This is a genomic window from Streptomyces sp. NBC_01190, assembly GCF_045039895.1.
Classification (GTDB): Bacteria; Actinomycetota; Actinomycetes; order Streptomycetales; family Streptomycetaceae; genus Actinacidiphila.
This window is the reverse complement of record NZ_CP108580.1, coordinates 656071-681069: the sequence shown is the minus strand read 5'-3', so window position 1 is coordinate 681069 and position 24999 is coordinate 656071. Positions and strand designations below refer to the sequence as shown.

General features: G+C 72.3%; 22 protein-coding genes and 1 riboswitch. Of the genes, 14 read left to right on the top strand and 8 right to left on the bottom strand.

Translation table 11 applies throughout. From position 1 onward, the window contains the following. Positions 1-33: 33 nt before the first annotated feature. The 5 genes from OG519_RS02945 (at position 34) to OG519_RS02925 (ending at position 4401) form a co-directional block, all read left to right on the top strand. Positions 34-834: an FHA domain-containing protein gene (locus OG519_RS02945; protein WP_405578213.1), complete on the top strand. Its 801-nt coding sequence runs from the start codon at positions 34-36 to the stop codon at positions 832-834. 45 nt (positions 835-879) lie between these two features. After that, positions 880-1614, top strand: a complete 735-nt coding sequence (locus tag OG519_RS02940; RefSeq protein ID WP_405578210.1) for a MerR family transcriptional regulator — start codon at positions 880-882, stop codon at positions 1612-1614. Positions 1615-1718: 104 nt separating this feature from the next. Then, positions 1719-2192 (top strand): bifunctional nuclease family protein, encoded by a 474-nt coding sequence (locus tag OG519_RS02935; protein WP_031518684.1) that lies wholly within the window; start codon positions 1719-1721, stop codon positions 2190-2192. Between the two features lie 274 nt (positions 2193-2466). Beyond that, a complete protein-coding gene (locus OG519_RS02930) occupies positions 2467-3012 on the top strand; it encodes a MerR family transcriptional regulator (protein WP_405592426.1) in 546 nt (181 codons plus the stop codon). Between the two features lie 60 nt (positions 3013-3072). Then, entirely contained in the window at positions 3073-4401 is a 1329-nt protein-coding gene (locus tag OG519_RS02925; RefSeq protein WP_405578207.1) for a DNA polymerase IV, read from the top strand. Between the two features lie 12 nt (positions 4402-4413). Here OG519_RS02925 and OG519_RS02920 read toward each other — a convergent pair whose 3' ends face one another. Further along, positions 4414-4824: a PRC-barrel domain-containing protein gene (locus tag OG519_RS02920; RefSeq protein WP_405578204.1), complete on the bottom strand. Its 411-nt coding sequence runs from the start codon at positions 4822-4824 to the stop codon at positions 4414-4416. A gap of 191 nt (positions 4825-5015) precedes the next feature. Continuing rightward, positions 5016-5124, top strand: a riboswitch (glycine riboswitch). 178 nt (positions 5125-5302) lie between these two features. Between OG519_RS02920 and gcvP the strand changes: the two genes are divergently transcribed. Further along, positions 5303-8284 carry an aminomethyl-transferring glycine dehydrogenase gene (gene gcvP / locus OG519_RS02915; RefSeq protein WP_405578202.1) on the top strand — a complete coding sequence of 994 codons (2982 nt, stop codon included), beginning with the start codon at positions 5303-5305 and terminating at the stop codon, positions 8282-8284. 214 nt (positions 8285-8498) lie between these two features. Here gcvP and OG519_RS02910 read toward each other — a convergent pair whose 3' ends face one another. Then, positions 8499-8705: a DUF5999 family protein gene (locus tag OG519_RS02910; RefSeq protein WP_405592424.1), complete on the bottom strand. Its 207-nt coding sequence runs from the start codon at positions 8703-8705 to the stop codon at positions 8499-8501. 279 nt (positions 8706-8984) lie between these two features. Beyond that, positions 8985-9572, bottom strand: coding sequence for a hypothetical protein (locus OG519_RS02905; protein WP_405578199.1), 588 nt, complete (start codon positions 9570-9572; stop codon positions 8985-8987). 476 nt (positions 9573-10048) lie between these two features. On the opposite strand from OG519_RS02905, the gene OG519_RS02900 reads away from it, so the two are divergent. Next, a complete protein-coding gene (locus OG519_RS02900) occupies positions 10049-11539 on the top strand; it encodes a glutamate--cysteine ligase (RefSeq protein WP_405578196.1) in 1491 nt (496 codons plus the stop codon). A gap of 212 nt (positions 11540-11751) precedes the next feature. Next, positions 11752-12549: a CPBP family intramembrane glutamic endopeptidase gene (locus tag OG519_RS02895; protein WP_405578193.1), complete on the top strand. Its 798-nt coding sequence runs from the start codon at positions 11752-11754 to the stop codon at positions 12547-12549. 4 nt (positions 12550-12553) lie between these two features. On the opposite strand, the gene OG519_RS02890 is transcribed toward OG519_RS02895, so the two are convergent. Both OG519_RS02890 and OG519_RS02885 read right to left on the bottom strand, forming a co-directional pair. Next, a complete protein-coding gene (locus OG519_RS02890; RefSeq protein WP_405578190.1) occupies positions 12554-13375 on the bottom strand; it encodes a PhzF family phenazine biosynthesis protein in 822 nt (273 codons plus the stop codon). A gap of 59 nt (positions 13376-13434) precedes the next feature. Continuing rightward, positions 13435-14124 carry a formylglycine-generating enzyme family protein gene (locus OG519_RS02885; RefSeq protein ID WP_405578188.1) on the bottom strand — a complete coding sequence of 230 codons (690 nt, stop codon included), beginning with the start codon at positions 14122-14124 and terminating at the stop codon, positions 13435-13437. A gap of 172 nt (positions 14125-14296) precedes the next feature. Here OG519_RS02885 and OG519_RS02880 point away from each other — a divergent pair, with 172 nt between their 5' ends. Next, on the top strand, positions 14297-14962 hold the full coding sequence (locus OG519_RS02880) for a PadR family transcriptional regulator (RefSeq protein WP_405578185.1): 666 nt from the start codon (positions 14297-14299) through the stop codon (positions 14960-14962). Between the two features lie 168 nt (positions 14963-15130). On the opposite strand, the gene OG519_RS02875 is transcribed toward OG519_RS02880, so the two are convergent. After that, entirely contained in the window at positions 15131-16204 is a 1074-nt protein-coding gene (locus OG519_RS02875; RefSeq protein WP_405578182.1) for a LacI family DNA-binding transcriptional regulator, read from the bottom strand. Positions 16205-16367: 163 nt separating this feature from the next. Here OG519_RS02875 and OG519_RS02870 point away from each other — a divergent pair, with 163 nt between their 5' ends. The 3 genes from OG519_RS02870 (at position 16368) to OG519_RS02860 (ending at position 20797) form a co-directional block, all read left to right on the top strand. Beyond that, the gene (locus OG519_RS02870) at positions 16368-18701 is read left to right on the top strand and encodes a glycoside hydrolase family 3 N-terminal domain-containing protein (RefSeq protein ID WP_405578179.1); all 2334 of its coding nucleotides are present in this window, start codon (positions 16368-16370) and stop codon (positions 18699-18701) included. A 226-nt stretch (positions 18702-18927) separates the two neighbouring features. Continuing rightward, entirely contained in the window at positions 18928-19635 is a 708-nt protein-coding gene (locus OG519_RS02865; RefSeq protein WP_405578176.1) for a pyridoxal 5'-phosphate synthase, read from the top strand. Positions 19636-19735: 100 nt separating this feature from the next. After that, positions 19736-20797 carry an EamA family transporter gene (locus tag OG519_RS02860; protein WP_405578167.1) on the top strand — a complete coding sequence of 354 codons (1062 nt, stop codon included), beginning with the start codon at positions 19736-19738 and terminating at the stop codon, positions 20795-20797. Here the strand turns inward: OG519_RS02860 and OG519_RS02855 are convergent. Then, complete coding sequence (locus tag OG519_RS02855; RefSeq protein ID WP_405578164.1) at positions 20768-21496, bottom strand: pyridoxamine 5'-phosphate oxidase family protein; 729 nt, start codon at positions 21494-21496, stop codon at positions 20768-20770. The two genes, OG519_RS02860 and OG519_RS02855, sit on opposite strands and share 30 nt — an antisense overlap. A gap of 35 nt (positions 21497-21531) precedes the next feature. Here OG519_RS02855 and OG519_RS02850 point away from each other — a divergent pair, with 35 nt between their 5' ends. After that, positions 21532-22863: an aminotransferase class I/II-fold pyridoxal phosphate-dependent enzyme gene (locus OG519_RS02850; protein WP_405578161.1), complete on the top strand. Its 1332-nt coding sequence runs from the start codon at positions 21532-21534 to the stop codon at positions 22861-22863. 79 nt (positions 22864-22942) lie between these two features. On the opposite strand, the gene OG519_RS02845 is transcribed toward OG519_RS02850, so the two are convergent. Then, entirely contained in the window at positions 22943-23941 is a 999-nt protein-coding gene (locus tag OG519_RS02845) for a DMT family transporter (protein WP_405578159.1), read from the bottom strand. Between the two features lie 72 nt (positions 23942-24013). On the opposite strand from OG519_RS02845, the gene OG519_RS02840 reads away from it, so the two are divergent. Beyond that, positions 24014-24919, top strand: a complete 906-nt coding sequence (locus OG519_RS02840) for a LysR family transcriptional regulator (protein WP_405578156.1) — start codon at positions 24014-24016, stop codon at positions 24917-24919. Positions 24920-24999: the final 80 nt, after the last annotated feature.

Sequence of the window (24999 nt, the reverse complement as noted above, 5' to 3'; positions counted from 1 at the left end):
GGGCGGGTCTGCTTCTTTCAAGGGGAATCGCCCGTGAAGTTGTTTGGGAAGTTGTTCGGCAAGAGCGCGCGCCAGTCGGGTGACCCGGCGACGGCGCGTCACCGTGCGCCACGGCACCTGTCCGAGGAGGGCCAGGACCAGGATCGCCAGCTCTTCAGGGATGAGCCGCACGGCCCGGCGGGAGGCTATTCCGGTGGGCCCGGTGCTCCCGGCGTGGCGTCTGTTGACCCCGCTTCCGCCGCGCGCATAGGTTTCGGGGAACCATCGGCCTCAGCCCCGGGTGGAGGTTCCGGATTGCCGGTATGCGGTAGGTGCGGTCACACCAACGCGGAGGCGAGCCGCTTCTGCAACTACTGCGGCGCGCCGCTGCGCGGTGCGGGCGCTGGTCCGGGTTACGAGCGGGAGTCGGAGACCACCTCCACCATCTCGATCTCCGGTATCGAGGCGTACGAGGCGGAGGCCACCGGGCAGACGATCATGCCGTCGCTGTCCCAGGAGGCGCAGGCCGCCGTCGACGCCCTGCCGATCGGCTCGGCGCTGCTGGTGGTGCGCCGCGGTCCCAACTCGGGCAGCCGCTTCCTGCTGGACAACGAGCTGACCACGGCCGGCCGCCACCCGCAGAGCGACATCTTCCTGGACGACGTCACGGTCTCCCGCCGCCATGTGGAGTTCCGGCGCGGCCAGGACGGCGGGTTCACGGTCTCCGACGTGGGCAGCCTCAACGGCACCTACGTCAACCGTGAGCGGATCGACGCGGTGCCGCTGTCCAACGGGGACGAGGTGCAGATCGGCAAGTACCGGCTGGTCTTCTACGCGAGCCAGCGGGGCGTCTGACTCTTCCCCAGACTCCGTCCGGGGTGATCACCACGGAAGGTGCGCATGCCGATGATGTCGGGCGGTGCCGGAGACGGCACCGCCACCGCGGACGCCGCCGCGCTGAGCATCGGCGCGGTCCTCAGCCGGCTGCGGGACGAGTTTCCCGAGGTGACCATCTCCAAGATCCGCTTCCTGGAGGCGGAGGGGCTGGTCGAGCCGCGGCGCACCCCGGCCGGCTATCGGAAGTTCGGGCCCGCGGACGTGGAGCGGCTCGCCTACGTGCTGCGGGCGCAGCGTGATCACTATCTGCCGCTGCGGGTGATCAGGGAACAGCTCGCCGCCCTGGACCGGGGTGAGCGGCCGGCCCCGCCCCGGCCGGGGGAGCCGGGAGAGCCCCTGGCGGGGGCTGAGGAGCCCGGGCGGCGTCCGGCGCCGCGGATCGGCCGGGCGGAACTGCTGGCCGCCACCGGGGCGGGTGCGGACGAGCTGGCGCAGTGGGAGTCGTTCGGGCTGGTGGAGGCGGGCCGGGACGGCGGCTACGACGCCGAGGCGGTCACGGTGGGACGGCTCATCGCGGAGCTGGGCCGATTCGGCCTGGAACCGCGCCATCTGCGGGCCGTGAAGGCCGCCGCGGACCGGGAGGCGGGCCTGGTGGAGCAGCTGGTGGCGCCGCTGCGGCGGCACCGGAATCCGCAGACCAGGGCACACGCCGAGGCCACCGCCCAGGAGCTGGCCGCGCTCTCCGTACGGCTGCATGCCGCGATGGTGCGCTCCGCGCTTCGGGTACTTCCGCGCTGACCGGGTGTTTCCGGCCGCCGCGGGACCATCCGGAAGGGTTCGGGCGGCGGCGTGGCGGGGTCCCCGACTACCCAAACCCGGCGAGCACGGCCTAGGGTTGCTGTGTGAACGAGCTCGACGTTGTGGGTGTCCGGGTCGAAATGCCCTCCAACCAACCGATCGTGCTCCTGCGTGAAGTGGGAGGCGACCGGTACCTGCCCATCTGGATCGGGCCGGGGGAGGCGACGGCCATCGCTTTCGCGCAGCAGGGCATGACGCCTGCGCGACCGCTGACCCATGACCTCTTCAAGGACGTGCTGGAGGCGGTCGGCCAGACGCTCACCGAGGTGCGCATCACCGACCTGCGCGAGGGTGTCTTCTACGCGGAGCTGGTGTTCGCCAGCGGGGTCGAGGTCAGTGCCCGCCCGTCCGACGCCATAGCGCTCGCCCTGCGGACCGGGACGCCGATCTACGGCAGCGACGGGGTGCTGGACGACGCCGGTATCGCCATCCCGGACGAGCAGGAGGACGAGGTGGAGAAGTTCCGCGAGTTCCTCGACCAGATCTCTCCCGAGGACTTCGGTACCAGCAACCAGTGACCAGGCGCAGCACGGCCGGCGGCAAGGTTGCCGCCGGCGGGCCATTCGAGCGACCGTTCCCGGTTCGCGATCACGCCAAACCACTCCTGGGGCGAATATCACTCGGCGTGCCGAGTGTGGCGATCGTTGACGCACCCCGGGTGACTCCCTACCGTCGGTGGAGAAAGTCCGGTGGCACGTGCGCGCGGCCACAGGACGTGAAGGGACGGAGGGCGGCGTGAGAAGTACCGGCGACGGTCTGGCGACCGGCGGCCCATATCCGCCCAGGGGGGCATTGGCACGCGCCGCGGCCGAGGTGGACGGCGGGCCCGCACCGGACACAGAGGCGGAGCAGGTCGGCTATCGCGGGCCGACGGCCTGCGCGGCGACCGGCATCACCTACCGGCAACTCGACTACTGGGCGCGCACCGGCCTGGTCGAGCCGAGCGTGCGGCCCGCCTACGGGTCGGGCACGCAGCGGCTCTACAGCTTCCGCGACGTGGTGGTGCTGAAGATCGTCAAGAGACTGCTGGACACGGGGGTCTCGCTCCAGAACATCCGCACCGCCGTGCAGCACCTGCGGTCGGTCGGACCGGCCGAACTCGCCAGGATGACCCTGATGAGCGATGGCGCCACCGTCTACGAGTGCACCTCGCCCGACGAGGTGGTGGAGCTTCTCCAGGGCGGCCAGGGCGTCTTCGGTATCGCGGTGGGCGTGGTCTGGCGGGATGTGGAGAGCGCGCTGTCCACCATGCACGGTGAGCGGGTCGACACCGGCGAGACCCTGGTCGGCCACAATCCCGCCGACGAGCTCGCCAAGCGGCGCAACCGGGCGGTCTGAGCGGCGCCGCGCCGTACATGTGTACGGTGCCTGTCGGTGGTGTGCGGCACGATCGACGGTGTGAGAAGTACGCCGACGATCCTGCATCTGGACATGGACGCGTTCTTCGCCGCGGTCGAGCAGGCCTCCAAGCCGAGCCTGCGGGGCAAGCCGGTGGTGGTCGGCGGTCTCGGACCCCGCGGCGTCGTGTCGACCGCGTCCTACGAGGCACGGGTGCACGGCGTCCACTCCGCGATGGCGATGGCCCACGCCCGCCGGCTCAGCCCCAACGCCGCCTATCTCTATCCCCGCTTCCCCCTCTACCGGCGGATCAGTGAGACGGTCATGGCGCTGCTCGCCGAGGAGTCGCCGCTGATAGAGCCGCTCAGTCTCGACGAGGCGTTTCTCGACCTGCTCGCCGCCGAGCGGGACGACGACCCGCGGGAGGTCGCGGTCCGGCTGCGGGCCCGGATCCACGCGGCGACCGGCCTGACCGCCTCGGTCGGTCTGGCCGGCTCCAAGCTGCTGGCGAAGATCGCCTCGGAGCGGGCCAAGCCGGACGGCCTGCTGGTGGTCGAGCCCGGCACCGAGCGCGCCCTGCTCGACCCGCTGCCGGTCCGTACGCTGTGGGGCGTCGGACCGGCCACCGCCGAGCATCTGCGGAGGGCGGGCATCGCGACCGTCGCCGAGATCGCGCAGTCGGGTGAGGCGGAGCTGGTCCGGCTGCTCGGCAAGGCACACGGCGCCTCGCTCTACGCCATGGCGGCCGGCCTCGACAACCGGCCGGTGGTCGCCGACCGGGATGTGAAGTCGATCTCCGTCGAGGACACCTTCGACACCGACCTCACCGACCGCGCCCAGGTGCGGTCGCAGATCGACCGGCTCGCCGACCGCTGCGTCCAGCGGCTGCGCGGCGCCGGCCGTTCCGGCCGGACCGTCGTGGTCAAGGTCCGGCGGTACGACTTCTCCACCCTCACCCGGTCCGAGACGCTGCGCGCCCCCACCGACGATCCGGTGGTCGTACGGGAGACGGCGCGCCGGCTGATCGAGACGGTGGACACCACCGGCGGCGTACGGCTGCTCGGGGTCGGCGTGGCCGGCCTCGCCGACTTCACCCAGGAGGACCTCTTCGCGCAGCACGCCGGGAGCCGGCCGACCGAGGACGACACGCCCGAGGCGACACCCGCACGGCCGGCGCCCTCACCCGAACAGCCCAACCGCTGGCTGCCCGGTCAGGATGTCACCCATGTGGAGTACGGCGCCGGGTGGGTGCAGGGCAGCGGGGTCGGCCGGGTGACGGTCCGTTTCGAGGTGCCCGCCGACACCGCGCCCGGCCGGGTGCGCACCTTCGCGGTGGACGACCCGGCGCTCGCGCACAGCGAGGCGCTTCCACTGGTCGTCACTCCGTAGCCGCTGAGCCGCTCAACTGCGGCCCGACGCCGGTCCGGAGCCCTCCTCGCCGTCGGACAGGCCGCCGCCGAAGTCACGTTCCGGGGGCGGCTGCGGCTCCTCGTCCGACCGGGGCACGTCCATGCCGTAGTGGTGGTAGAGCTGCAACTCCTGCTCGGGCGACAGGTGCCGGCCCACGCCGAAGTCCGGTGCGTCCCTGATCAGCGACTTCTTGAACGGCACCCGCAGTTCCTCGTTCACCAGCTCACTCGGCTCCAGCGGCACGAAGGCGTCCCGGGTGAAGAGCCCGGTGCGCACCGCCGCCCACTCCGGCACTCCCGTCGCGTCGTCGAGATACACCTCGTCCACGGTGCCGATCTTCGAACCGTCACGGTCCAAAGCACGGCGGCCGATCAGGCTGCGCGGATCGATGTCCGTCTGCACGGTCCCTCCAACCAACAACCAACCCAAGAACCAAACAGCGGCCAACCGGTGACCCGCTGACGACGCATGTTGCTGGGTACCACGAAAAGCCACATCGGAGGCGGTGTCGACTCGGGCGCCGGCGTGATGTGCGTCGCGCCGGCGGGCACGGACGCCGGGAAAGGCTCGCTGGTAGGCTGGAGACCGACTGCCGACCCCCTGCGGGAGAGTCTTCCGACCGTACGGTGATGTACGGGACGGAGGCGCCGAAGGAGCAAATCCTCCCCGGAATCTCTCAGGCATCCGTACCGCGTGGGCGAGGTCACTCTGGAAAGCAGGTACGCCCCCGGAACCTCGGGAACGTGTCCTCACCGACGGTGCAAGCCGCTCTCGACCCGGCGGTGAAGCTCTCAGGTTCCGATGACAGAGGGGGAGGCCGTAAGGGTGTCCGCGCCGCGGCACCCCCGAAGGTCGTTGTGACCAAGGAGGGCCTCCGCAGATGACCGATCAGCGTACTCATCGCGATCACCGCGAAACCGGCGATCCCCGCCGCCCGCGCGACCCGCGCGCCGGCCGGGCCTCCCTCGCCGAGTTGGAAGCCGGCACCCCCTTCGCCCAGCGCCACATCGGCCCCGACGCCGGCGCCGAGGCCAAGATGCTCGCCCAGGTGGGGTACGGCTCGCTCGACGAGCTGACCGACGCCGCCGTACCGGACAGCATCAAGAGCTCCGAGGCGCTCCGGCTGCCGCCCGCGCGCACCGAGGCGGAGGTCGTCGCCGAACTGCGCGCGCTGGCCGACCGCAACCAGGTGCTGGCCCCGATGATCGGCCTCGGCTACTACGGCACCTTCACGCCGCCGGTCATCCTGCGCAATGTGATGGAAAACCCCGCCTGGTACACGGCCTACACCCCGTACCAGCCGGAGATCTCGCAGGGCCGTCTCGAGGCGCTGCTCAACTTCCAGACCGTCGTCGCCGACCTCACCGGGCTGCCCACCTCCGGCGCGTCGCTGCTCGACGAGAGCACCGCCGCGGCCGAGGCGATGGCGCTGTCCCGCCGGGTCGGCAAGGTGAAGCAGGGCGTCTTCCTGGTCGACGCCGACACCTTTCCGCAGACGCTCGCGGTGATCAGGACCCGCGCGGAACCCACCGGTGTCGAGGTGGTCACCGCCGACCTCAGCGGCGGGATACCCGCGGACATCGCCGAGCGCGGTGTGTTCGGCGTGCTGCTCCAGTACCCCGGTGCCTCCGGCGCGGTACGGGACCCGCGGCCGGTGATCGAGCGGGCGCACGAGCTGGGCGCGGTCGTCACCGTGGCCGCCGACCTGCTGGCCCTCACCCTGCTCACCTCGCCCGGCGAGCTGGGCGCGGACATCGCGGTCGGCACCACCCAGCGGTTCGGTGTGCCGATGGGCTTCGGCGGCCCGCACGCCGGCTACATAGCGGTCCGCGACAGCTACGCCCGCAACCTGCCGGGCCGGCTCGTCGGCGTCTCGGTCGACGCCGACGGCGACACCGCCTACCGGCTGGCCCTCCAGACGCGCGAGCAGCACATCCGCCGGGAGAAGGCCACCAGCAACATCTGCACCGCCCAGGTGCTGCTCGCCGTGATGGCGGGCATGTACGCGGTCTACCACGGCCCCGAGGGCCTCGCCGCGATCGCCCGCCGCACCCACCGCTACGCGACCGTGCTGGCGGCCGGTCTGCGCGCGGCCGGTGTCACCGTCGAGCACGCCGGCTACTTCGACACCCTGACCGCGCACGTCCCCGGCCGGGCCGCCCAGGTGGTGGCCGCGGCCCGCGACGCGGGGGTCAACCTGCGGCTCACCGACGCCGACCGGGTCGGCATCGCCTGTGACGAGACCACCGACCGGGCCCGGCTGACCGCCGTACTGGCCGCCTTCGGGGCCGACGGCGGCAACGGCGGCGGCACCGGGGAGGACGCCGGGGACCTCGACGCGCTGGACGCCGCCACCGACGACGCGCTGCCCGCGGCCCTGCTGCGCACCGAGCCGTATCTGACCCATCCCGTCTTCCACCAGCACCGCAGCGAGACCGCCATGCTGCGCTACCTGCGGCGCCTGGCCGACCGCGACTACGCGCTGGACCGCGGCATGATCCCGCTCGGCTCGTGCACCATGAAGCTCAACGCCACCACCGAGATGGAGCCGGTCACCTGGCCGGAGTTCGGCGCCCTGCACCCCTTCGCGCCGGCCGAGCAGGCCGAGGGCTACCTCGAGCTGATCCACGGTCTCGAGGACCAGCTCGCCGAGGTGACCGGATACGACAAGGTCAGCCTGCAGCCCAACGCCGGGTCGCAGGGCGAGTTCGCGGGCCTGCTCGCGGTGCGCGCCTACCACCGCGCCAACGGCGACACCGGCCGTACCGTCTGCCTGATCCCGTCCTCCGCGCACGGCACCAACGCGGCCAGCGCGGTGATGGCCGGCCTGCGCGTCGTCGTGGTGAAGACCGGGGAGAACGGCGATGTGGACGTCGCCGATCTGCACGCCAAGATCGAGCAGCACCGCGACCAGCTCGCGGTGCTGATGGTCACCTACCCGTCCACGCACGGCGTCTTCGAGGACAACATCACCGACATCTGCGCGGCCGTGCACGACGCCGGCGGCCAGGTCTACGTGGACGGCGCCAACCTCAACGCCCTGGTGGGCCTGGCCAGGCCCGGCCGGTTCGGCGCGGACGTGTCGCACCTCAACCTGCACAAGACCTTCTGCATCCCGCACGGCGGCGGCGGCCCGGGCATCGGCCCGGTCGCGGTCCGGGCGCACCTCGCGCCCTATCTGCCCAACCATCCGCTCCAGCCCGCCGCGGGCCCGGAGACCGGGGTGGGCCCGGTGTCGGCGGCGCCGTGGGGTTCGGCGGGCATCCTGCCGATCTCCTGGACCTATGTCCGGCTGATGGGCGCCGAGGGCCTCAAGCGCGCCACCCAGATGGCCGTACTCAGCGCCAACTACGTCGCCAAGCGGCTCGAACCGCACTACCCGGTGCTCTACACCGGGCCCGGCGGCCTGGTCGCCCACGAGTGCATCATCGATCTGCGCCCGCTGACCAAGGAGACCGGCGTCAGCGTCGACGACATCGCCAAGCGGCTGATCGACTACGGCTTCCACGCACCGACGATGTCCTTCCCGGTGGCCGGCACGCTGATGATCGAGCCCACCGAGAGCGAGGACCTGGCGGAGCTCGACCGTTTCTGCGACGCGATGATCGCGATCCGCGGCGAGGCCGACCGGGTGACGGCCGGCGAGTGGCCCGCCGACGACAACCCGCTGCGCGGCGCCCCGCACACCGCGGCCGCGCTCGGCGGCGACTGGACGCACGCCTACAGCCGTGCGGAGGCGGTCTTCCCGAGCGGGGTGTCGGCCGCCGACAAGTACTGGCCGCCGGTGCGCCGGATCGACGGCGCGTTCGGCGACCGCAACCTGGTCTGCTCCTGCCCGCCGCTCTCGGAGTACGACCACTGAGCCCGGCCTGACGCCTTCGGGCCGACGTGCCGACCTGCCGACGTGCTCCGACGTGCTCCGACGTACGGTCGCCGACATGGCGAAGCCGGTCCTGCTCCTGACAGCGGGACCGGCTGTGTACGGAATCCCGTCCGGAATCCGGTACGGAGTGTCGTACGGAACGGCGGCGGGCGGCGGGAGGGGACGTGACGAGCCGCCGGGTGTGCCGCGGCGGTCAGGCCGCGGTGGTGATCTGCCCGGCCCCCAGCGGCCGGTGCGGCGCGATGATCTGCCCGTCGGGCAGGATCTCGCCGGTGTCCTCGAAGAGCAGTACCCCGTTGCACAGGAGGCTCCAGCCCTGCTCCGGGTGGTGGGCCACGGTATAGGCGGCGTCACGGTCGGGACCTTCTGCGGTCGGGCATTGCGGCTGGTGCTGGCACATGGTGGCTGCTGTCTTTCGCTGCGAGAAGTGGGCGGCGCTGGTGGCGGTTCCTGCCTCGTGCATGTCGGTCGTCCCCCCGTTCACGGTGCGGGCCGTCCCAGTGTTGCTCTCCCCGGCCCGGTTCCGCAGCCCTTTGGGGCAGGCGGTACGCAATGTGGGAGACGTGTCACTCTCCCGGGCGGTTGCCGTAACGGCGTGTTCATCAGTGCGGACGGAAAGCGGATGAGGTCCCCCCGCCCGGCGGGCGAGGGGACCTCATGGGCGGGTGTCCGGCCGCGTTCAGGCCGGTGTGCCGAGCAGCGGCGGCGGCGCCAGTCGGCGGCGGAGCGCCGGCACCAGGTCCACCAGTCGGTGGACGCGGTGCGAGGTGATGCCGGGCGGGGCCGGCGCCAGCGGGATGAGCAGGTCCGACGGGTCGGGCTGGGCGGTGGCCGCGTCCGCCCGCGGGTCGCTGTGCAGCCACAGCGCCATCATGTACAGGCCGGGGACCGACAGCAGATGCGGCTGGTACGTGGCCGGCAGCGTCTCCGCCTGCCGCAGGGCCCGCTCCGTGGAGACCAGGTAGGGGCCCTCGGAGAAGCGGGAGAACACCCAGCCGTCCGGTGTCGCCACGGTCTCGCCGGCCGCGGCCACCTCAGCGCCCGCCCGGATATGGAACCGCCAGCCGATCAGCCGGGCCTGCGGGAGACCGCCGGGCACCGGCGCCGGCTCGAACACATGGACAGGGAGCGGGTGTTCGGCGTCCAGCGGCCCTTTGGCGTTGCGCAGTGCCGGAGTCCTGGTCTCCAGGACCGCGGTGGGCGAACTGAGCGCGGCCAGCACGCTCATCAGGGCGGGGGCGGGTGCTGGGGGCACAAGCAGCGGCATGGTGTCGCCTCTCACTGGGAGACAAACAGTGGTGCGCGGGCGGGTCCGGACGGCGCAGTCGATGCAGGGCAGGCTCCTGCTCGGGACGTCCGGGGAAGGCAGACTAAGCCTTGGAAGCGAAGTTTATACGACGCGTGTTCACTCCGTGTTTCATCTAGTCGCTGCCCGTATTACGTGCAAGTCCATATTTTGCCGTGTTCCGCGGGGGGCCGCCGCCTCATTCCCGCTGCGTGCGGCGCGCTGGGCGGCTATTCAGGGCCGCCATGGTCGGCCGGAAATCGCCGGTCCCATTCACACGATTTAACCGAATCATACCCGCGATCCCCGGCACTTGAATGTGCCACCGGAACGTGCGGCCTTCACCCTACCGCTAGCCTAGCGTGCCGAACGGGTGGCGTGCTGAGTTATGGATCATTTGGCTGGGCATCCTCTGGTGAGGGCCGGAGCCGGTGCCGTGTGGACGAAGGGATACTTCCATGGGGGAGAAGGTCGTTGCCAGCGAGTTCGACCTGGCCGACCGCCGGCTGTACCGGCGCAAACTTCAGCAGTGCCTGGTGGGGCTCGAGCGGCTGCTGGACGAGAAGCGATTCGACCGGCCGCGTAATCTCATGGGCCTGGAGATCGAATTGAATCTCGCGGATTCCGGCGGACTGCCCCGCATGATGAACGAAGAGGTGCTCGAACGGATCGCCAGCCGGGATTTCCAGACGGAGCTCGCACAGTTCAATATCGAGGTGAACATCGCGCCGCACCAGCTTTCCGGCCGGGTGCTCGACCAGCTGTCCGAGGAACTGCGCAGCGGCCTCGGCTACGCCGACCGGATGGCGTCCGAAGTCGGCGCCCGCATCATCATGGTGGGAATTCTGCCCACCCTGGAGGCGCAGGACATGGTCTCCGCCAACCTGTCCAGGGCCGATCGCTACCAGCTCCTCAACGATCGGATCCTGGCGATGCGCGGGGAGGACATCACCCTGGACATCGAGGGGACGGAGCATCTCGTATACACCTCCGCCTCCATCGCGCCCGAGGCCGCCTGCACGTCCACCCAGATGCACCTGCAGGTGACCCCCGGCCGGTTCGCCGACGTCTGGAACGCGGCGCAGGCGATCTCGGGAGCGCAGGTGGCCGTCGGCGCCAACGCGCCGTTCCTCTTCGGCCGTGAACTGTGGCGCGAGACCCGGCCGATCCTCTTCCAGCAGGCCACCGACACCCGGCCGCAGGAGTTGCGGGTCCAGGGGGTGCGGCCGCTGACCTGGTTCGGCGAACGCTGGATCGACTCGGTCACCGACCTCTTCGCGGAGAACGTGCGGTACTTCCCGCCGCTCCTGCCGATCTGCGACGACGAGGATCCGCTGGCGGTGCTCGACGAGGGGGGAGTGCCGCGGCTGCGCGAGCTGACGCTGCACAACGGCACCATCTACCGCTGGAACCGGCCGGTGTACGAGGTGGTGGACGGCGTACCGCATCTGCGGGTGGAGAACCGGGTGATGCCCGCCGGGCCCACCGTCGAAGACGTGCTGGCCAACGCCGCCTTCTACTACGGCCTGGTGCGGGGGCTGGCGGACGCGCCGCACCCGGTGTGGCAGCGGATGCCGTTCGAGGTCGCCGCCGCCAACTTCGACGTGTCCTGCCGGTACGGCATCGGCGCGACCATGCGGTGGCCGCGCGGCCGGGGCGGGACGCTCGTCGAGATCCCGGCGACCGAGCTGATCCTGGACGAGCTGCTGCCGGCCGCCGCCACCGGTCTCGACGCCTGGGGCATCGACCCGGTCGACCGCGACCACTACCTCGGCATCATCGAAGCGCGCTGCCGACGCCGTACCAACGGCGCGGAATGGCAGGTCGCGGTCTTCCACCGGATGCTGGAGCGCGGTCTCGACCGGCGCGCCGCGCTCGCCGCGATGACCCAGCGGTATCGCGAGTACATGGGGGAGGGCGAGCCGGCGCACACCTGGCCGGTGGACTGAGCGGCACCCGCTCCCCGCTCCGGCTCCGGGTGCGGCTCGGCCACCGGGATACGGCCGCCGGGATACTCGGTCATATGGGGGTGGCTCCTCGGTCCGGCGCCCGATCTCCGTATCTTTTCCCGGAGACACGCTTTTACGGGAGTCCTGGACGTACCGGGAGGCCCTGATCGCGCGGACGGCGCCGGAGCGGGATGACCATATGGGAGGGCCGCGTGCACACACAGTCGACCGAGCAGCCGTACGAGGTGAAGGCGCGCCAGGAACCCCGCGAGCTGCGCAGCGAGACGCTGATCGTACTGGCCCTCTCGCTCGGTGCCAGCGGAGTCTCCGCGCTGATCAGCTTCATCGGCTCGGTCACCCGGCCGGGAGCGCTGAAGAACCAGGCGGCCACCCTGGTCGGCTCGCAGGCTCCCGGCCGCCCCTGGCTCGACCTGGCCTGGCAGCTCTTCGGCATCGCCACCGCGCTCGCCCCGGTGGCGCTGGTGGCGCATCTGCTGGCCAGGGAGCGGGTCGGCATGCCGGCCATCGGCTTCGACCTCACCCGGCCGCGCCGCGATCTGGCCTGGGGCGCCCTGGTGGCCGCGGCCATCGGCGGCACCGGGCTGGCCTTCTACCTCGGTGTCCGGGCGGCCGGATTCAACCTCACGGTGGTGCCGGAGTCGCTGCCCGACGTGTGGTGGAAGATCCCGGTACTGATCGCCGCCGCGGCGCAGAACGCCGTGCTGGAAGAGGTGATCGTGGTCGGCTATCTGCTGCGCCGGCTCGGCCAGCTGGGCTGGTCGCCGAACGCCGCGCTGGCCGCCAGCGCGCTGCTGCGCGGCTCCTACCACCTCTACCAGGGCGTCGGCGGTTTCGTCGGCAACATGGCGATGGGCGTGGTCTTCGTACTGCTCTACCGCCGCTGGGGGCGGGTGGGCCCGCTGGTGGCGGCGCACGCGCTCATCGACACCGTGGCCTTCGTCGGCTACGCGATCCTGGCCGGCAAGGTCGGCTGGCTGCCCACCGGCTGAGCGGTTACGGGACGGCGTGCAGCTCGCCGTCGATGACGGTGACCGCGGCGCCGGTGAGCAGCACGCGGTCGCCGCTCAGCCGGGTGGCGACCAGGCCGGTACGGGCCGAGGCCTGGAGCCCGGTCAGCCGGTCGCGGCCCAGCCGGGCCGACCAGAACGGGGCGAGCGCGGTGTGCGCGCTGCCCGTCACCGGGTCCTCGTCGATTCCCACGGCGGGGAAGAAGCCGCGCGAGACGAAGTCGTAGCCCTGCGCGGGATCGGCGGCCGGGGCGGTGGCGACGATCCCGCGGTCCGCGAGCCGGGCCAGCGCGGCGAAGTCGGGGACCAGCGCGCGCACGGTCGCCTCGTCGGCGACCTCGACCAGCAGATCCCCGCAGTCCGGGCCGGTGTCCAGCACGGTCAGCGGCTGCGCGCCCAGCGCCCGGGCGAGGCCGGCGGGCGCCTCGACCGGGGTCAGCGGCGCCGCCGGGAAGTCCAGGGTGATCGTCCCGTCGCCCTGGGAGGTGGTCGACACCGCCCCGGCCCGGGTCCGGAACCAGACCGTGCCGTGGGCCGCGCCGGTGGTCCGCATCACATGGGCGGTGGCCAGCGTGGCGTGGCCGCACAGGGCCGCCTCGGTGACCGGGGTGAACCAGCGAAGCGCCCAGTCGGCGTCCGGGGCGCCCACCAGCGGGTGCGCGAAAGCGGTCTCGGAGAGGTTCAGTTCCGCCGCCACCCGCTGCATCCAGCCGTCGTCGGGAAACCCGTCCGACCCCAGCAGCACCACCCCCGCGGGGTTGCCGGCGAACGGGCGGTCGGTGAAGGCGTCGACGATTCGGATGCGCATGCGGTGAGACTAGGGGACGCCCGCCTCCCAGGCTCCACCGACGGGGGTCCGGCCGGCCGTCACAGGAGAGAACGCGCGACGCGGAATCCTACGTCGTCGACCTGGAAGGTCGGGTGGCTGCGGCGCCGGGCGGAGGCCCGGCAGCTCCAGTGCTCGTCGAACCAGCCGCCGCCACGGAGCACCCGGTAGGTGCCGTAGACCTCCGCGTCGTAGACGTCCCAGCACCAGTCCCAGACATTGCCGAGCATGTCGTGGAGCCCCCACGCGTTCGGGCGTTTGCCGCCGACGTCGTGGACGCGCTCGTGCGAATTGCCGCGGTACCAGGCGATCTCGTCCAGTTCCCCGTACCGCGGTCCCTCGCTACCGGCACGGCAGGCGTGCTCCCATTCGGCTTCGGTCGGCAGCCGGTATCCGTCGGCGGACGCGTCCCACTCGATCCGCTCGCCCTCGCCCTCGCCCTCGCCTTCGGCACTGACGTCGTACGCGGCGCTGAGTCCGTCGCGCCGGGACAGGGCGTTGCAGAAGCGCGCGGCGTCCCACCAGGAGACGGACTCGACGGGCAACCGGTCACCGAGGGCGGTACTCGGCCGCCGCCCGGTGAGCTGTGCGTACAACGCCTGGGTGACCGGGAATGCCCCGAGCGCGTACGGCGCGACCTCCACCGACCACCTGCGCCGCGTCCGCCGGTCCGACAGCGTCACCCGCCCGGGAGGGACAGCGACCATCTCGTTCCCCGTCATCACGTCCATGCTCCGGAGATCCTAACGAGCCCTTGCAGCGGCCTTGCGGAAACCGCGGCAAGCCGTCAGCGCGGCGCCAGGGGGCGTCAGGAGGGCGCCAGGAGGAAGGGCCTTGCTTTGCGACTACTTCCGATATATCGTTGAAGTGTCGCGAACGATCAACGATGGAAGGAGCGACATCATGCGTTCCCAAGGAAACGAACAAGGACACGGCCACGGGCACTGCGGGCCCGGCCATCGCGGATGGGGCGAGCGGGAGAGCCTGCGGGCCGCCTTCGGGCAGTTCGGCCCGCCCTTCGGTGGGCCCGGCGGGCCTTTCGGACCGAGTGGCCCCTTCGGCCCCGGCGGACCCTTCGGGGGCGGCGGCGGACGCGGGCGCGGTGGACCGCGCGGCCGGGCGCGGCGCGGCGATGTCCGCGCGTCGATCCTGGCGCTGCTCAAGGACCGTCCGATGCACGGCTACGAAATGATCCAGGAGATCGCCGACCGCAGCGGCGGCGCGTGGCGCCCGAGCCCCGGCTCGGTCTACCCCACGCTCCAGCTTCTGGAGGACGAGGGTCTGATCACCAGCGCGAGCGAGGGCGGCAAGAACCTGTTCACGCTGACCGACGCGGGCCGCGCCGAAGCCGACGCGGGCCCCGAGGCCCCGTGGGAGGAGGCCGGCCGCGGCGTCGACTGGGATTCCCTCAACGAGATCAGGAAGGCGGGCGGCGGACTCGTCGAAGCCTTCCGCCAGGTGTGGGCCACCGGCACCCCCGAGCAGCGCGACAAGGCGCTGGTCGTGATAAACGAGGCCCGCAAGAAGCTCTACCTGATCCTCGCCGACGAGGACTCCGACGAGGAGTGAACGTCAGCTATCGGGCACTGACGGGATCAGGCCGGTACATATCGGCACTGACCGGCACTGACCGGCACTGACCGGCACTGACCGGCACTGACCGGCACTGACTGGCACTGAGCCCATCCGCACCGTGCTGAGCAGCACCGCGCGGGCCGGACGAGCCGGTCCGGGACATCACGTCCTGGGCCGGCTCGATCCGCGTATCAGCAACCGGGTCGGTACGATCCGCGGCTCCCCGGTCAGCGCGGGCATCGGGGTCAGCGCGGTCTTCGGGGTGCCCGCGTCCAGCAGGTCGCGCAGCGCCGCCACCGCCGCCTCGCCCAGCGCCCGCTGGTCCTGGGCGACCGTGGTCAGCGCCGGGCGCACCAGCGCCGCCGCGTCGATGTCGTCGAAGCCGACCACGGCCATGTCGCGCGGCACCGTGAGCCCCGCGTCCGCCGCCGCGTGCATCGCGCCGATCGCCATCTGGTCGCCCGCCGCGAAGATCGCGGTCGGCGGCTCCGCGAGCCCCAGCAGCCTGCGCCCCGCCGCCTCCCCGCTGGCCAGGAAGAAGTCACCCTCGGTCACATACTCCGGCGGCACCGCGAGCCCCAGCCGCTCGCAGGCCCGTCGGTAGCCGGCCAGCCGCTCGGCGGCCGGCGGCAGGTGCAGCGGCCCGGTGACGGTGGCGATCCTGCGGTGTCCGAGCGCGTAGAGGTGCTCGACCGCCGCCTCCGCGCCGGCCGCGTTGTCCGAACTGACCCTGACCGTACGGGGACCGGTGAAGCCGGTGTCGATGCCGGCGCACGGCACGGCGGACGCGGCCAGCACCCGCAGACAGCGGTCGTCCGGCGGCGTGGTCAGTACGATCACGCCCTCCAGGTTGTGCCGCCGCACCGCCTGGAGATAGCTGCCGTCGGGATCCTCGGCGGCCGGTGTGGTCAGCAGCATCAGGTGGTATTCGGCCTCCGACAACGCGGTGCGGACCGCGCTCAACAGGCCGAGCAGAAAGGGGTTGTGCAACCCCCTGGCCTCCTGCCCGCTGTCCCAGATCAGCCCGATGGTGTCCGAGCGGCGCCGCACGAGCGTGCGGGCCGGCTCATTGGGCGCGTACCCCAACTCGCTGGCCAGCCGCCTGATCCGCTCGCGGGTGGCGTCGCTCACCTCGGCCCGGTCGTTGAGCGCCCGTGACACGGTGGCGGTCGAAACCCCGCTTCGGCGGGCCAGTTCACGGATGTTCACGAAGTACCCGATCTGCGCGGGGGACATGGCCGACTTGGGTTGACACCTGGTGAACAGGGTCCGGCAAAACGCCTCCTGCGTACAGTCTTGACGATCCGTTGGACCGGACGACAGACTCCCGCCGATCGAAAACGTTTACGGCACCCGGTCCCGATGGCGGGACCCCGAACAGGAACGGGACTCCTGAACGATGCCAGAAAACGAACGACGACGGCGCTTCGCGCGCCCGCCCATCGCCGCACTGATCGCAGCGCCCCGCCTGAGCCGCAAAGGGGTTCTCACCCTGGTCACCGCCGCTGCCTGCGTCGCGGCCGTCGCCTCGGTCCCGGCCCAGGCCGGTGACAATCCGACGTACACCAATCCGAGGGCTCCGATCGATCTGCGGGTCAACGATCTGCTCAAGAGGATGACACTCGCCGAGAAGATCGGCCAGATGGACCAGATATCCGTGGTCAACATGCAGGGCGACTGCCAGTGGAGCGGTGGCGAATTCACCGAATCCTGTCTGAAGAACGTTCTCGTCGACAATGCCGCGGGTTCTGTGCTCTCCGGCGGCGGCGCGGGACCGACGGTCAACACGCCCGAGAACTGGGCGAAGATGGTCAACACCGTGCAGAAGTACGCGGTCGACCACTCCCGGCTGCACATCCCCGTCATCTACGGTGTCGACGCCGTGCACGGCCACAACAACGTCCTGGGCGCCACGATCTTCCCGCAGGAGATCGGGATGGGCTCCTCCTGGGACCCGGCGCTGGTCAAGGACGCCGGGACCGCCACCGCCAAGGCGGTCGCCGCCACCGGCATCGACTGGAACTTCGCGCCGGTCACCGACATCGCCCGCGACCAGCGCTGGGGCCGCTACTACGAGACCTTCGGCGAGGACCCGCTGCTGGCCGGCACGCTGGCCGCCTCCGCGGTCAAGGGCATCCAGGACGCCGGCGGCGCCAAGGACGTGGCCGCCACCGTCAAGCACTTCGGCGGCTACGGCGAACCCGGCAACGGCCACGACCGGGTCCCCGGCGATGTCTCGATCCGCTACCTCCAGGACACCCTGCTGCCCTCGTACAAGCAGGCGGTGGACGCCGGAGCCCAGTCGGTGATGGTCAACTCCGGTGCCATCAACGGCATCCCGGCCACCGCCTCGCACTATCTGCTGACCGATGTGCTGCGCGAGCAGTGGGGCTTCAAGGGCGTCGAGGTGAGCGACTGGCAGGACGTACGGGCGCTCCAGACCTCGTACCACATCGCCGCCGACTACCCCGAGGCCATCGCCAAGGCGGTCAACGCGGGCCTGGACATGGCCATGGAGCCCTACGACGCCCAGGGCTGGAGCGACGGACTGAAGACCGCGGTCCAGCGCGGACTGGTCTCCGAGAAGCGCGTCGACCAGTCGGTCTCCCGCATCCTGCGGATGAAGTTCGAACTCGGCCTGTTCGAACACCCCTATGTGGACGCGTCGAAGGCCGACAGCAGGGTGCTCGGGGCCGACACCGACCTCGCCCGCCGGGCGGCCGACGAATCGCAGGTGCTGCTGCGCAACGACGGCGGTGTGCTGCCGATCTCCGCCGCCGCCAAGAAGATCGTCGTGGCCGGCTCCTACGCCGATGACATCAACGACCAGGTCGGCGGCTGGACGGTGGGCTGGCAGGGGGTGCCCGCCGGGGTGACGCTGCCCGGCACCACGGTCCTCCAGGGCATCCGGAAGGCGGCGCCCGCCGGTACCCAGGTCGTCCAGGCGACGACTCCGGACGACGCGGTGGCCCAGGCCCAGAGCGCCGATCTGACCGTGGTGGTGGTCGGGGAGAAGGCCGCGGCAGAGGGCGCGGCCGACAGTCCGCAGCCGCAACTGAGCGCCGATCAGGTGGCCTTGGTCAAGTCGCTGAAGGCGACCGGCAAGCCGGTGGTCACCGTGGTGCTCGCCGGCCGTCCGCTGGTGCTCGGCGACGCCGACGGCACCCAGGGCCTGCTGATGTCCTGGCTGCCCGGCGGCGAGGGCGGCAACGCGGTCGCCGACGTGCTCTTCGGCAAGGTGAACCCGAGCGGCCGGCTCAACGCCTCCTGGCCCAAGGACGTCGGCAACGAGCCGCTGTACTACCAGCAGTTGCCGGGCACCAACTCCGGCCCCGGCTCCTTCTACGACGCCGCCTACCCCTTCGGGGCCGGCCTGTCGTACACCACGTACTCCGTCGACTCGGTCAAGGCCGGCTCGGCCACCGCGCGCACCAAGGACACCGTCCACCTGAAGGTCGGCGTCTCCAACACCGGTGACCGCGCGGGCGATCTGGTGGTGCCGGTCTACGTGTCGCAGCCCAGCAGCGACGTGCTGTCGCCGTCGAGGAAGCTGGTCGCCTTCACCCGGGTGCACCTCGGCGCCGGGCAGTCCCGCACGGTGGCGCTCGATGTGCCGCCGAGCCGCCTCGCGGTGACCCCGGGCGACATCGACGGCGCCGGCAAGCAGCAGGTCGAGCGCGGGGAGCACGTCTTCACCGCCGGCTCGCAGACGGCGACGGTGACCGTGCGCTGAGCCTGACCGCCCCGGACCGGCCGCGGCGCCGGCCCGCGGCCGGCCGTACGGTTCGCCCGGTACACCACCGGGGCGTGGGCGGGTCCTCCCGTCCGCGCCCCGGCCGGTGCGCTCTGATGGACCCCGACACGATCGGACGGAGACGGGCGGCGACATGGGCGCGGGCACAGGCGGCGGTATGGGAAGCGACGGTACGGGGAGGAGCGGTACGCGAAGGGCGGGCGCGGTGGATTCCGGGCGGGCGGGCGCGGCGGACGACGAGGCACCGGCGGACGACGAGGCGCTGCTGGCCAGGCTGCGCGGCGCGCCCGTACTGGCCGGACCACTGCCGGGGTTCGACCCCGGCGAGGCACCGGAAGCGCCGGGGCCGCTCTTCGCCCGGTGGCTGGACCTGGCGCTCACCGACGGCGTACCCGAACCGCAGATCATGACCCTCAGCACGGCGGGCGCCGACGGCGCGCCGGCCGCCCGGGTGCTGGTGCTGCGCGGTCTGGACACCGCCGACTGCGCCTTCCGCTTCGCGTCGGACTCCCGCAGCCCCAAGGGCCACGACCTCGCGGCCAATCCGCGGGCCGCCCTCACCTGGTACTGGCCCACGCACGGCCGGCAGATCCGGATGGCGGGACCGGTGACCGTACTCGGCGAAGAGGCGACCCGGCAGGACTTCACCGGCCGCGGGAAGACCGCGCGGGCCGCTGGATTCACCGGGGTGATGAGCGCGCCGCTGACCGGCCCCGAGGAGTACGAACAGGCCGGGGAGGCGGCCGGGCGGCTGGTCGCCGCCGAACCCGGCCGGGTACCCGCCACCCACACCGTCTACCAACTGCGGGCGATGGAGGCCGAGTTCTGGCAGGCCGACCCGGCCCGCTTCCATCTGCGGCTCCGCTACGACCGCACCGGGGACGGCTGGACCCGGGGCCTGCTGTGGCCCTGACCCGCTCACCCGGCGCGTTCGGCCGGGGACGGGGGCCGGCCGGCGTGACGTCAGTGGTCAACGGGGTGACGGTCATGTCGTGAGCTGACATCATGACCGGATGCACCCAACTCGGCGCGGAAACGGGGGACTGGGGCTCGCCCTGCTGTCCGCGGTCGCGTTCGGCGGCTCGGGGGTGGCGGCCAAGCCGCTGATCGAGGCGGGCTTCGACCCGCTGCACGTGGTGTGGATGCGGATCGCGGGCGCCGCGCTCGTGCTGCTGCCGGTCGCGCTCGGCCACCGCGGGCTGCCGCGGCGGCGGCCCGGGCTGCTGTTCGGCTTCGGCGTGCTCGGCGTCGTGGGCTGCCAGGCGCTGTACTTCCTGGCCATCTCGCGGATCCCGGTGGGCGTCGCCATCCTGGTCGAGTACCTCGGCCCGGCGATGCTGCTCTGCTGGGTGCGGTTCGTGCAGCGGCGGCCGGTCCGCCGGGCCGCCGTGGCCGGTGTGGTGCTCGCGGTGGGCGGGATGACGTGCGTGGTGGAGGTCTGGTCCGGGCTCGCCTTCGACGCGCTCGGCCTGCTCTGCGCCTTCGGCGCCGCCTGCTGCCAGGTCGCCTACTTCGTGCTCGCCGACCAGGGCGCCCACCAGGACGACGCGCCCGACCCGGTCGCCGTCATCGCCTGGGGCCTGCTGATCGGCACCCTGGTGCTGACCGTCTTCGCCCGGCCCTGGGACATCACCTTCACCGCGCTCGCGCACCAGGCCGCGCTCGGTGACCGCGAGGTGCCCTCCATCCTGCTGCTCGGCTGGATCGTGCTGGTCGCCACGGTCGTCGCCTACCTGGCCGGGGTGCTGGCGGTCCGCCGGCTCAGCCCGCAGGTGGCCGGCGTGGTGGCCTGCGTCGAGGCGGTCGTCGGCACCGTACTGGCGTGGATCCTGCTCGACGAACACCTCGGCGCCGCGCAGGTCGTGGGCGGCACGCTGGTGCTGGTCGGGGCGTTCGTGGCGCAGACCGCGGCGGCCGGCGCGGCCGGCGCTTCTCCGCTGACCCCCGCGGACGCGGATGCCGCTGCGGACCCGGGGACGGCCGGACCGGCGTCGGGCGGGATGAAGGACGGCGGGAGCACCGACGGCGAAGCGGCGCCCGGCCGGTCAGGCGGCGCCGCGCGGGCCGGACGCTGAGAGATAGCCGGGCAGCGCTATCGAGGGATCGAGATCCCCGGCGGGGACCGGGATCCCGTAGCTCCTGGCCACCGGGACCACGCCGGTCCAGTAGGGGAGCGTGAGGTCCTCGGGGTCGTCGTTCGGGCCGCCGCCGCGGACCTTGGCCGAGACCTCGTCGAGGTCGAGCCGGATCACCGCGGTGGCGGCGAGTTCCCTGGGGTTGGCCGGGCGGGAGTCGGCGGCCCGGCCGGGCACCGCCTGGTCCACGATCGTGTCCAGCGCCAGGGCCCGCTCGGCGGCGTCCGTGACCTGGTGCGCGACGCCGTGCACCACCACCGAGCGGTAGTTGATCGAGTGGTGGAAGGCGGACCGGGCGAGCACCAGACCGTCCACATGGGTGACGGTCAGACAGACCGGCAGCCCGGCGCCGGCGCCGCGCAGCGGTCGTGAACCCGTCGAGCCGTGCACGTACAACCGCTCGCCGTGCCGGGCGTAGAGGGTCGGCAGCACCACGGGGGCGCCGTCCCGGACGAATCCGAGATGGCACACGTAACCCTCGTCGAGGATGGCGTGCACCAAGGCCCGGTCGTAGGAGGCCCGTTCGCGCAGCCGGGTCGGGGTGGCGCGCTCGGTGACCGGGTAGGCCGCCCCGAGCGGCTGGGCGTCAGCGAGCGGGTGGTCCGGGTGGTCCGGGATCTCGGCCGGTGCGGAATCCATCGCGGCATCCTTTGCACTAGTGCATACTAGGGTTTGTGCTAGGAGAGTATCGAATCACCGGCAAGGGCGCATCGGGAATCGCCGCCGACATCGAGGGGGCGGTCGGCGCGGGGGCGCTCCACCCCGGCGACAGCCTGCCGCCGCTGCGCGAACTCGCCCGTGAACTGGACGTCAACCCCAACACGGTCGCCGCCGCCTACCGGTTGCTGCGCGACCGCGGCGTGATCGAGACCGGCGGCCGGCGCGGCAGCCGGATCCGCGCCCGCCCCGCGACCGCCCCCCGTGACCAGATCCGGATCGACGTACCGGACGGCGTACGCGACATCTCCACCGGGAACCCCGACACGGCGCTGCTCCCCTCGCTGACCGCCGCCCTCGCCGCCGCCGCCCGTCACCACGCCGGTGCTCCCGCCCTCTACGGCGGCCCGCCGGTCGACGCCGACCTGGCGAGGCTGGCGCGCGCCGGACTCGACACCGACGGCGTGCCCGGCGGCCCGATCGGTGTCACCTCCGGGTCGCTGGACGCCATCGAGCGGGTGCTCGCCGCCCATCTGCGCCCCGGCGACGCGGTCGCGGTCGAGGACCCGGGCTGGGGGAGCCTGCTCGACCTCGTCCCGGCGCTCGGCCTGCGTCCGGTGCCGGTCGCGGTGGACGACGAGGGGCCGGTCGCCGCCGAGGTGGCCCGCGCCCTCCGCGGCGGTGCCCGGGCCCTCGTCGTGACCGATCGCGGCCAGAACCCCACCGGCGCCGCCCTCTCGGCGGCCCGCGCCCGCCAACTGCGGGACCTGCTCGCCGCCCACCGCCAGGTGCTGGTCATCGACGACGACCATGTGCACGGTCTGGTCGACCTGCCGCTGCACTGCCTGTCCGGTGTCACCGACCACTGGGCGCTGGTCCGCTCCACCGCCAAGGCGTACGGCCCCGACCTCCGGCTGGCCGTCTGCACCGGCGACACGGTGACCGTCGACCGGGTGCGCGGCCGGCACCGCCTCGGCGCCGGCTGGGTGAGCCACCTGCTGCAACGGACCGTCGTCCACCTCTGGCAGCACGACGCGGTGGACCCGGTGGCCACCGCCCGCTCCTACGGTGAGCGGCGCGACGCGCTGCTCCTGGCCCTCGCCGAGCGCGGCGTGCCGGCCCACGGGCGCACCGGTATGAACGTCTGGGTCCCCGTTCCCGACGAGACCGGCGCGGTGACCGGGCTGCTGCACCGCGGCTGGGCGGTCTCGCCGGGCGCCCGCTTCCGGGTGCGATCGGCCTCCGGGGTGCGGCTCACCGTCTCCCCGCTCACCCTCGCCGACATCGGACCGCTCGCCGACGCGGTGGCGGCCGTGCTCCACGGCGCCGGAACGGGCCGCTACGGCTGACGGCCCCGACCGCGCCGATCACCCCGAAGTCGCTCGGGAGTCAGTCAGGAGTCGCTCGGAAGGCCGCCCCGGCGGCCACTCAGACGGTCGCCTCCGCGGACCGCGCCGGTCGCTCCGGCGCGGGCGCCGCCGGCCGGGGCCGCCGCTGCGTCAGCGCGGCGCCGGCCAGTATGACCGCCGCGCCCACCGGTTCGTTCCAGCTCAGCGACTCACCGAGCAGCAGCGCCCCGGCCGCGGTGGCCACGATGGGGATCAGATAGGTGACCATCGACCCGATCGTGGGACCCTTCTCGGCCACCAGACCGTACTGGATCAGGAAGGCGAACCCGGTGCCCAGCGCGCCGAGCGCCAGCACGGAGAGCACCGACCTCGCCGGATACCCCTGCGGCATCGAGGTGAAGAACGGGGTGACCAGGAGGAGTTGCCCGGTGCCCAGCGTCAACTGGGCGGCCGACATGGACAGGTGGGAGGCCTCCGGGTGCGGCATCGTCCGCCGTACGTACGCCCAGCCCGCCGCGTAGCTGAACGCGGCCGTCAGCGCCAGCAGGGTGCCCCTGGGATCCTGGCCGGAGAAGCCCTGCCACGCGCCCAGCACGGTGAGGACTCCCGCGAATCCGAGGCCGACCCCGGCGAACCGCTGCCGCGACGGCCGGTCCTCGGAGAGGGCGACCAGCGAGACCAGCATCGAGAAGAGCGGTGTCGCCGCGTTGCAGATCCCGGCGAGCATCGACGGGATCGTCTGCTCGGCGGTGGCGAAGAGCGAGAACGGCAGCGCGTTCAGCAGGAAGGCGGCGACCCCGAGGTGCAGCCAGGTGCGTCCGCCCCGGGGGAGCCGCTCGCGCCGGACCGCCAGCGCCCCGGCGAGCACCGCCGTGCCGAACACCATCCGGCCGAGCGTCACTTGGAGCGGGGCGAACGCCTCATTGCCGACCTTCATGAACATGAAGCTGAAGCCCCAGACCAGGCCGAGCGCGGCGAAGCGGATCCGCCAGTCGAGCAGCCGGCGCACGGCCGGCGCCGGCCGGGTGCGATCCATGGTCACGGCGGACGTCGGGCGGCTCTCGGCGGGTGCGGTCATGGCTCTACGATGGCCCGCCGGACTTCGTAGAACAAGCGAGATTTCGTACAGCGACGACGTAGCATCGCTTACATGTTGAGTCTCGAACGTCTCCGCGTCCTGCACGCGATCGACGCCTACGGTTCGGTGAGCGCCGCAGCCGACGTGCTGGGCGTGACCACGTCCGCCGTGTCGCAGCAGATGGCCAAGCTGGAGCGGGAGACCAACCAGACACTGCTGGCCAAGAGCGGGCGCGGGGTGCGGCTCACCGACGCCGGGCGGCTGCTGTGCGGGCACGCCGGCCGGATACTCTCCCTGGTCGAGCTGGCGCACGCCGATCTGGAGGCCCACCGCGGCGCCGCCGTCGGCGAGTTGCGCGCGGCCGCCTTCCCCACCGCGGTCCGCGGCCTGTTCCCGGCCGCGCTGGGCGCGCTGCGCCGCGACCACCCCGGGCTTCGGACCGTCGTCCACGAACTGGAGCCGAGCGAGTCGCTGGCCCGCCTCACCCGCGGCGACATCGACCTGGCGGTGGCCCTCGACTGGTACAACAAACCGCTGTCACTGCCCGGCGGACTCGCCAAGGCGCCGCTGATCGACGACATCGCCGACGTGGCCCTCCCCGCCGGGCACCGGCTGGAGGACCGGCCCGAGATCGAGCTGGACGAGCTGGCGGACGACGCGTGGATCGCCTGGCCGGACGGCGGCTTCTGCCACGAGTGGCTGCTCTTCACCCTGCGCGGCAAGGGTATCGAGCCGCGGATCGCCCACCACGTCGAGGAGCACGCCACCGTGCTCGCCCTGGTCGCCGCCGGACTCGGGGTGGCGGTGATGCCCCGGCTCGGGCGCGACCCGATGCCGCCGGGCGTCCGCATCATCCCGGTGCGGCACACCATGCGACGGCATGTGTACGCGGTCTGGCGGGAGGACGCCGACCGCCGGCCGGCCATCCGCGTCGCGGTCGAGGCGCTGCGCCGGTCGGCCGGCCACACGGGCGGCTGACCGGTCGGCGGCGTATCCGGTCGGCCGCGTATCCGGCCGGCCGGACCGCCGGATCCATCCGTCCCGGGCCGGAGGGTGTG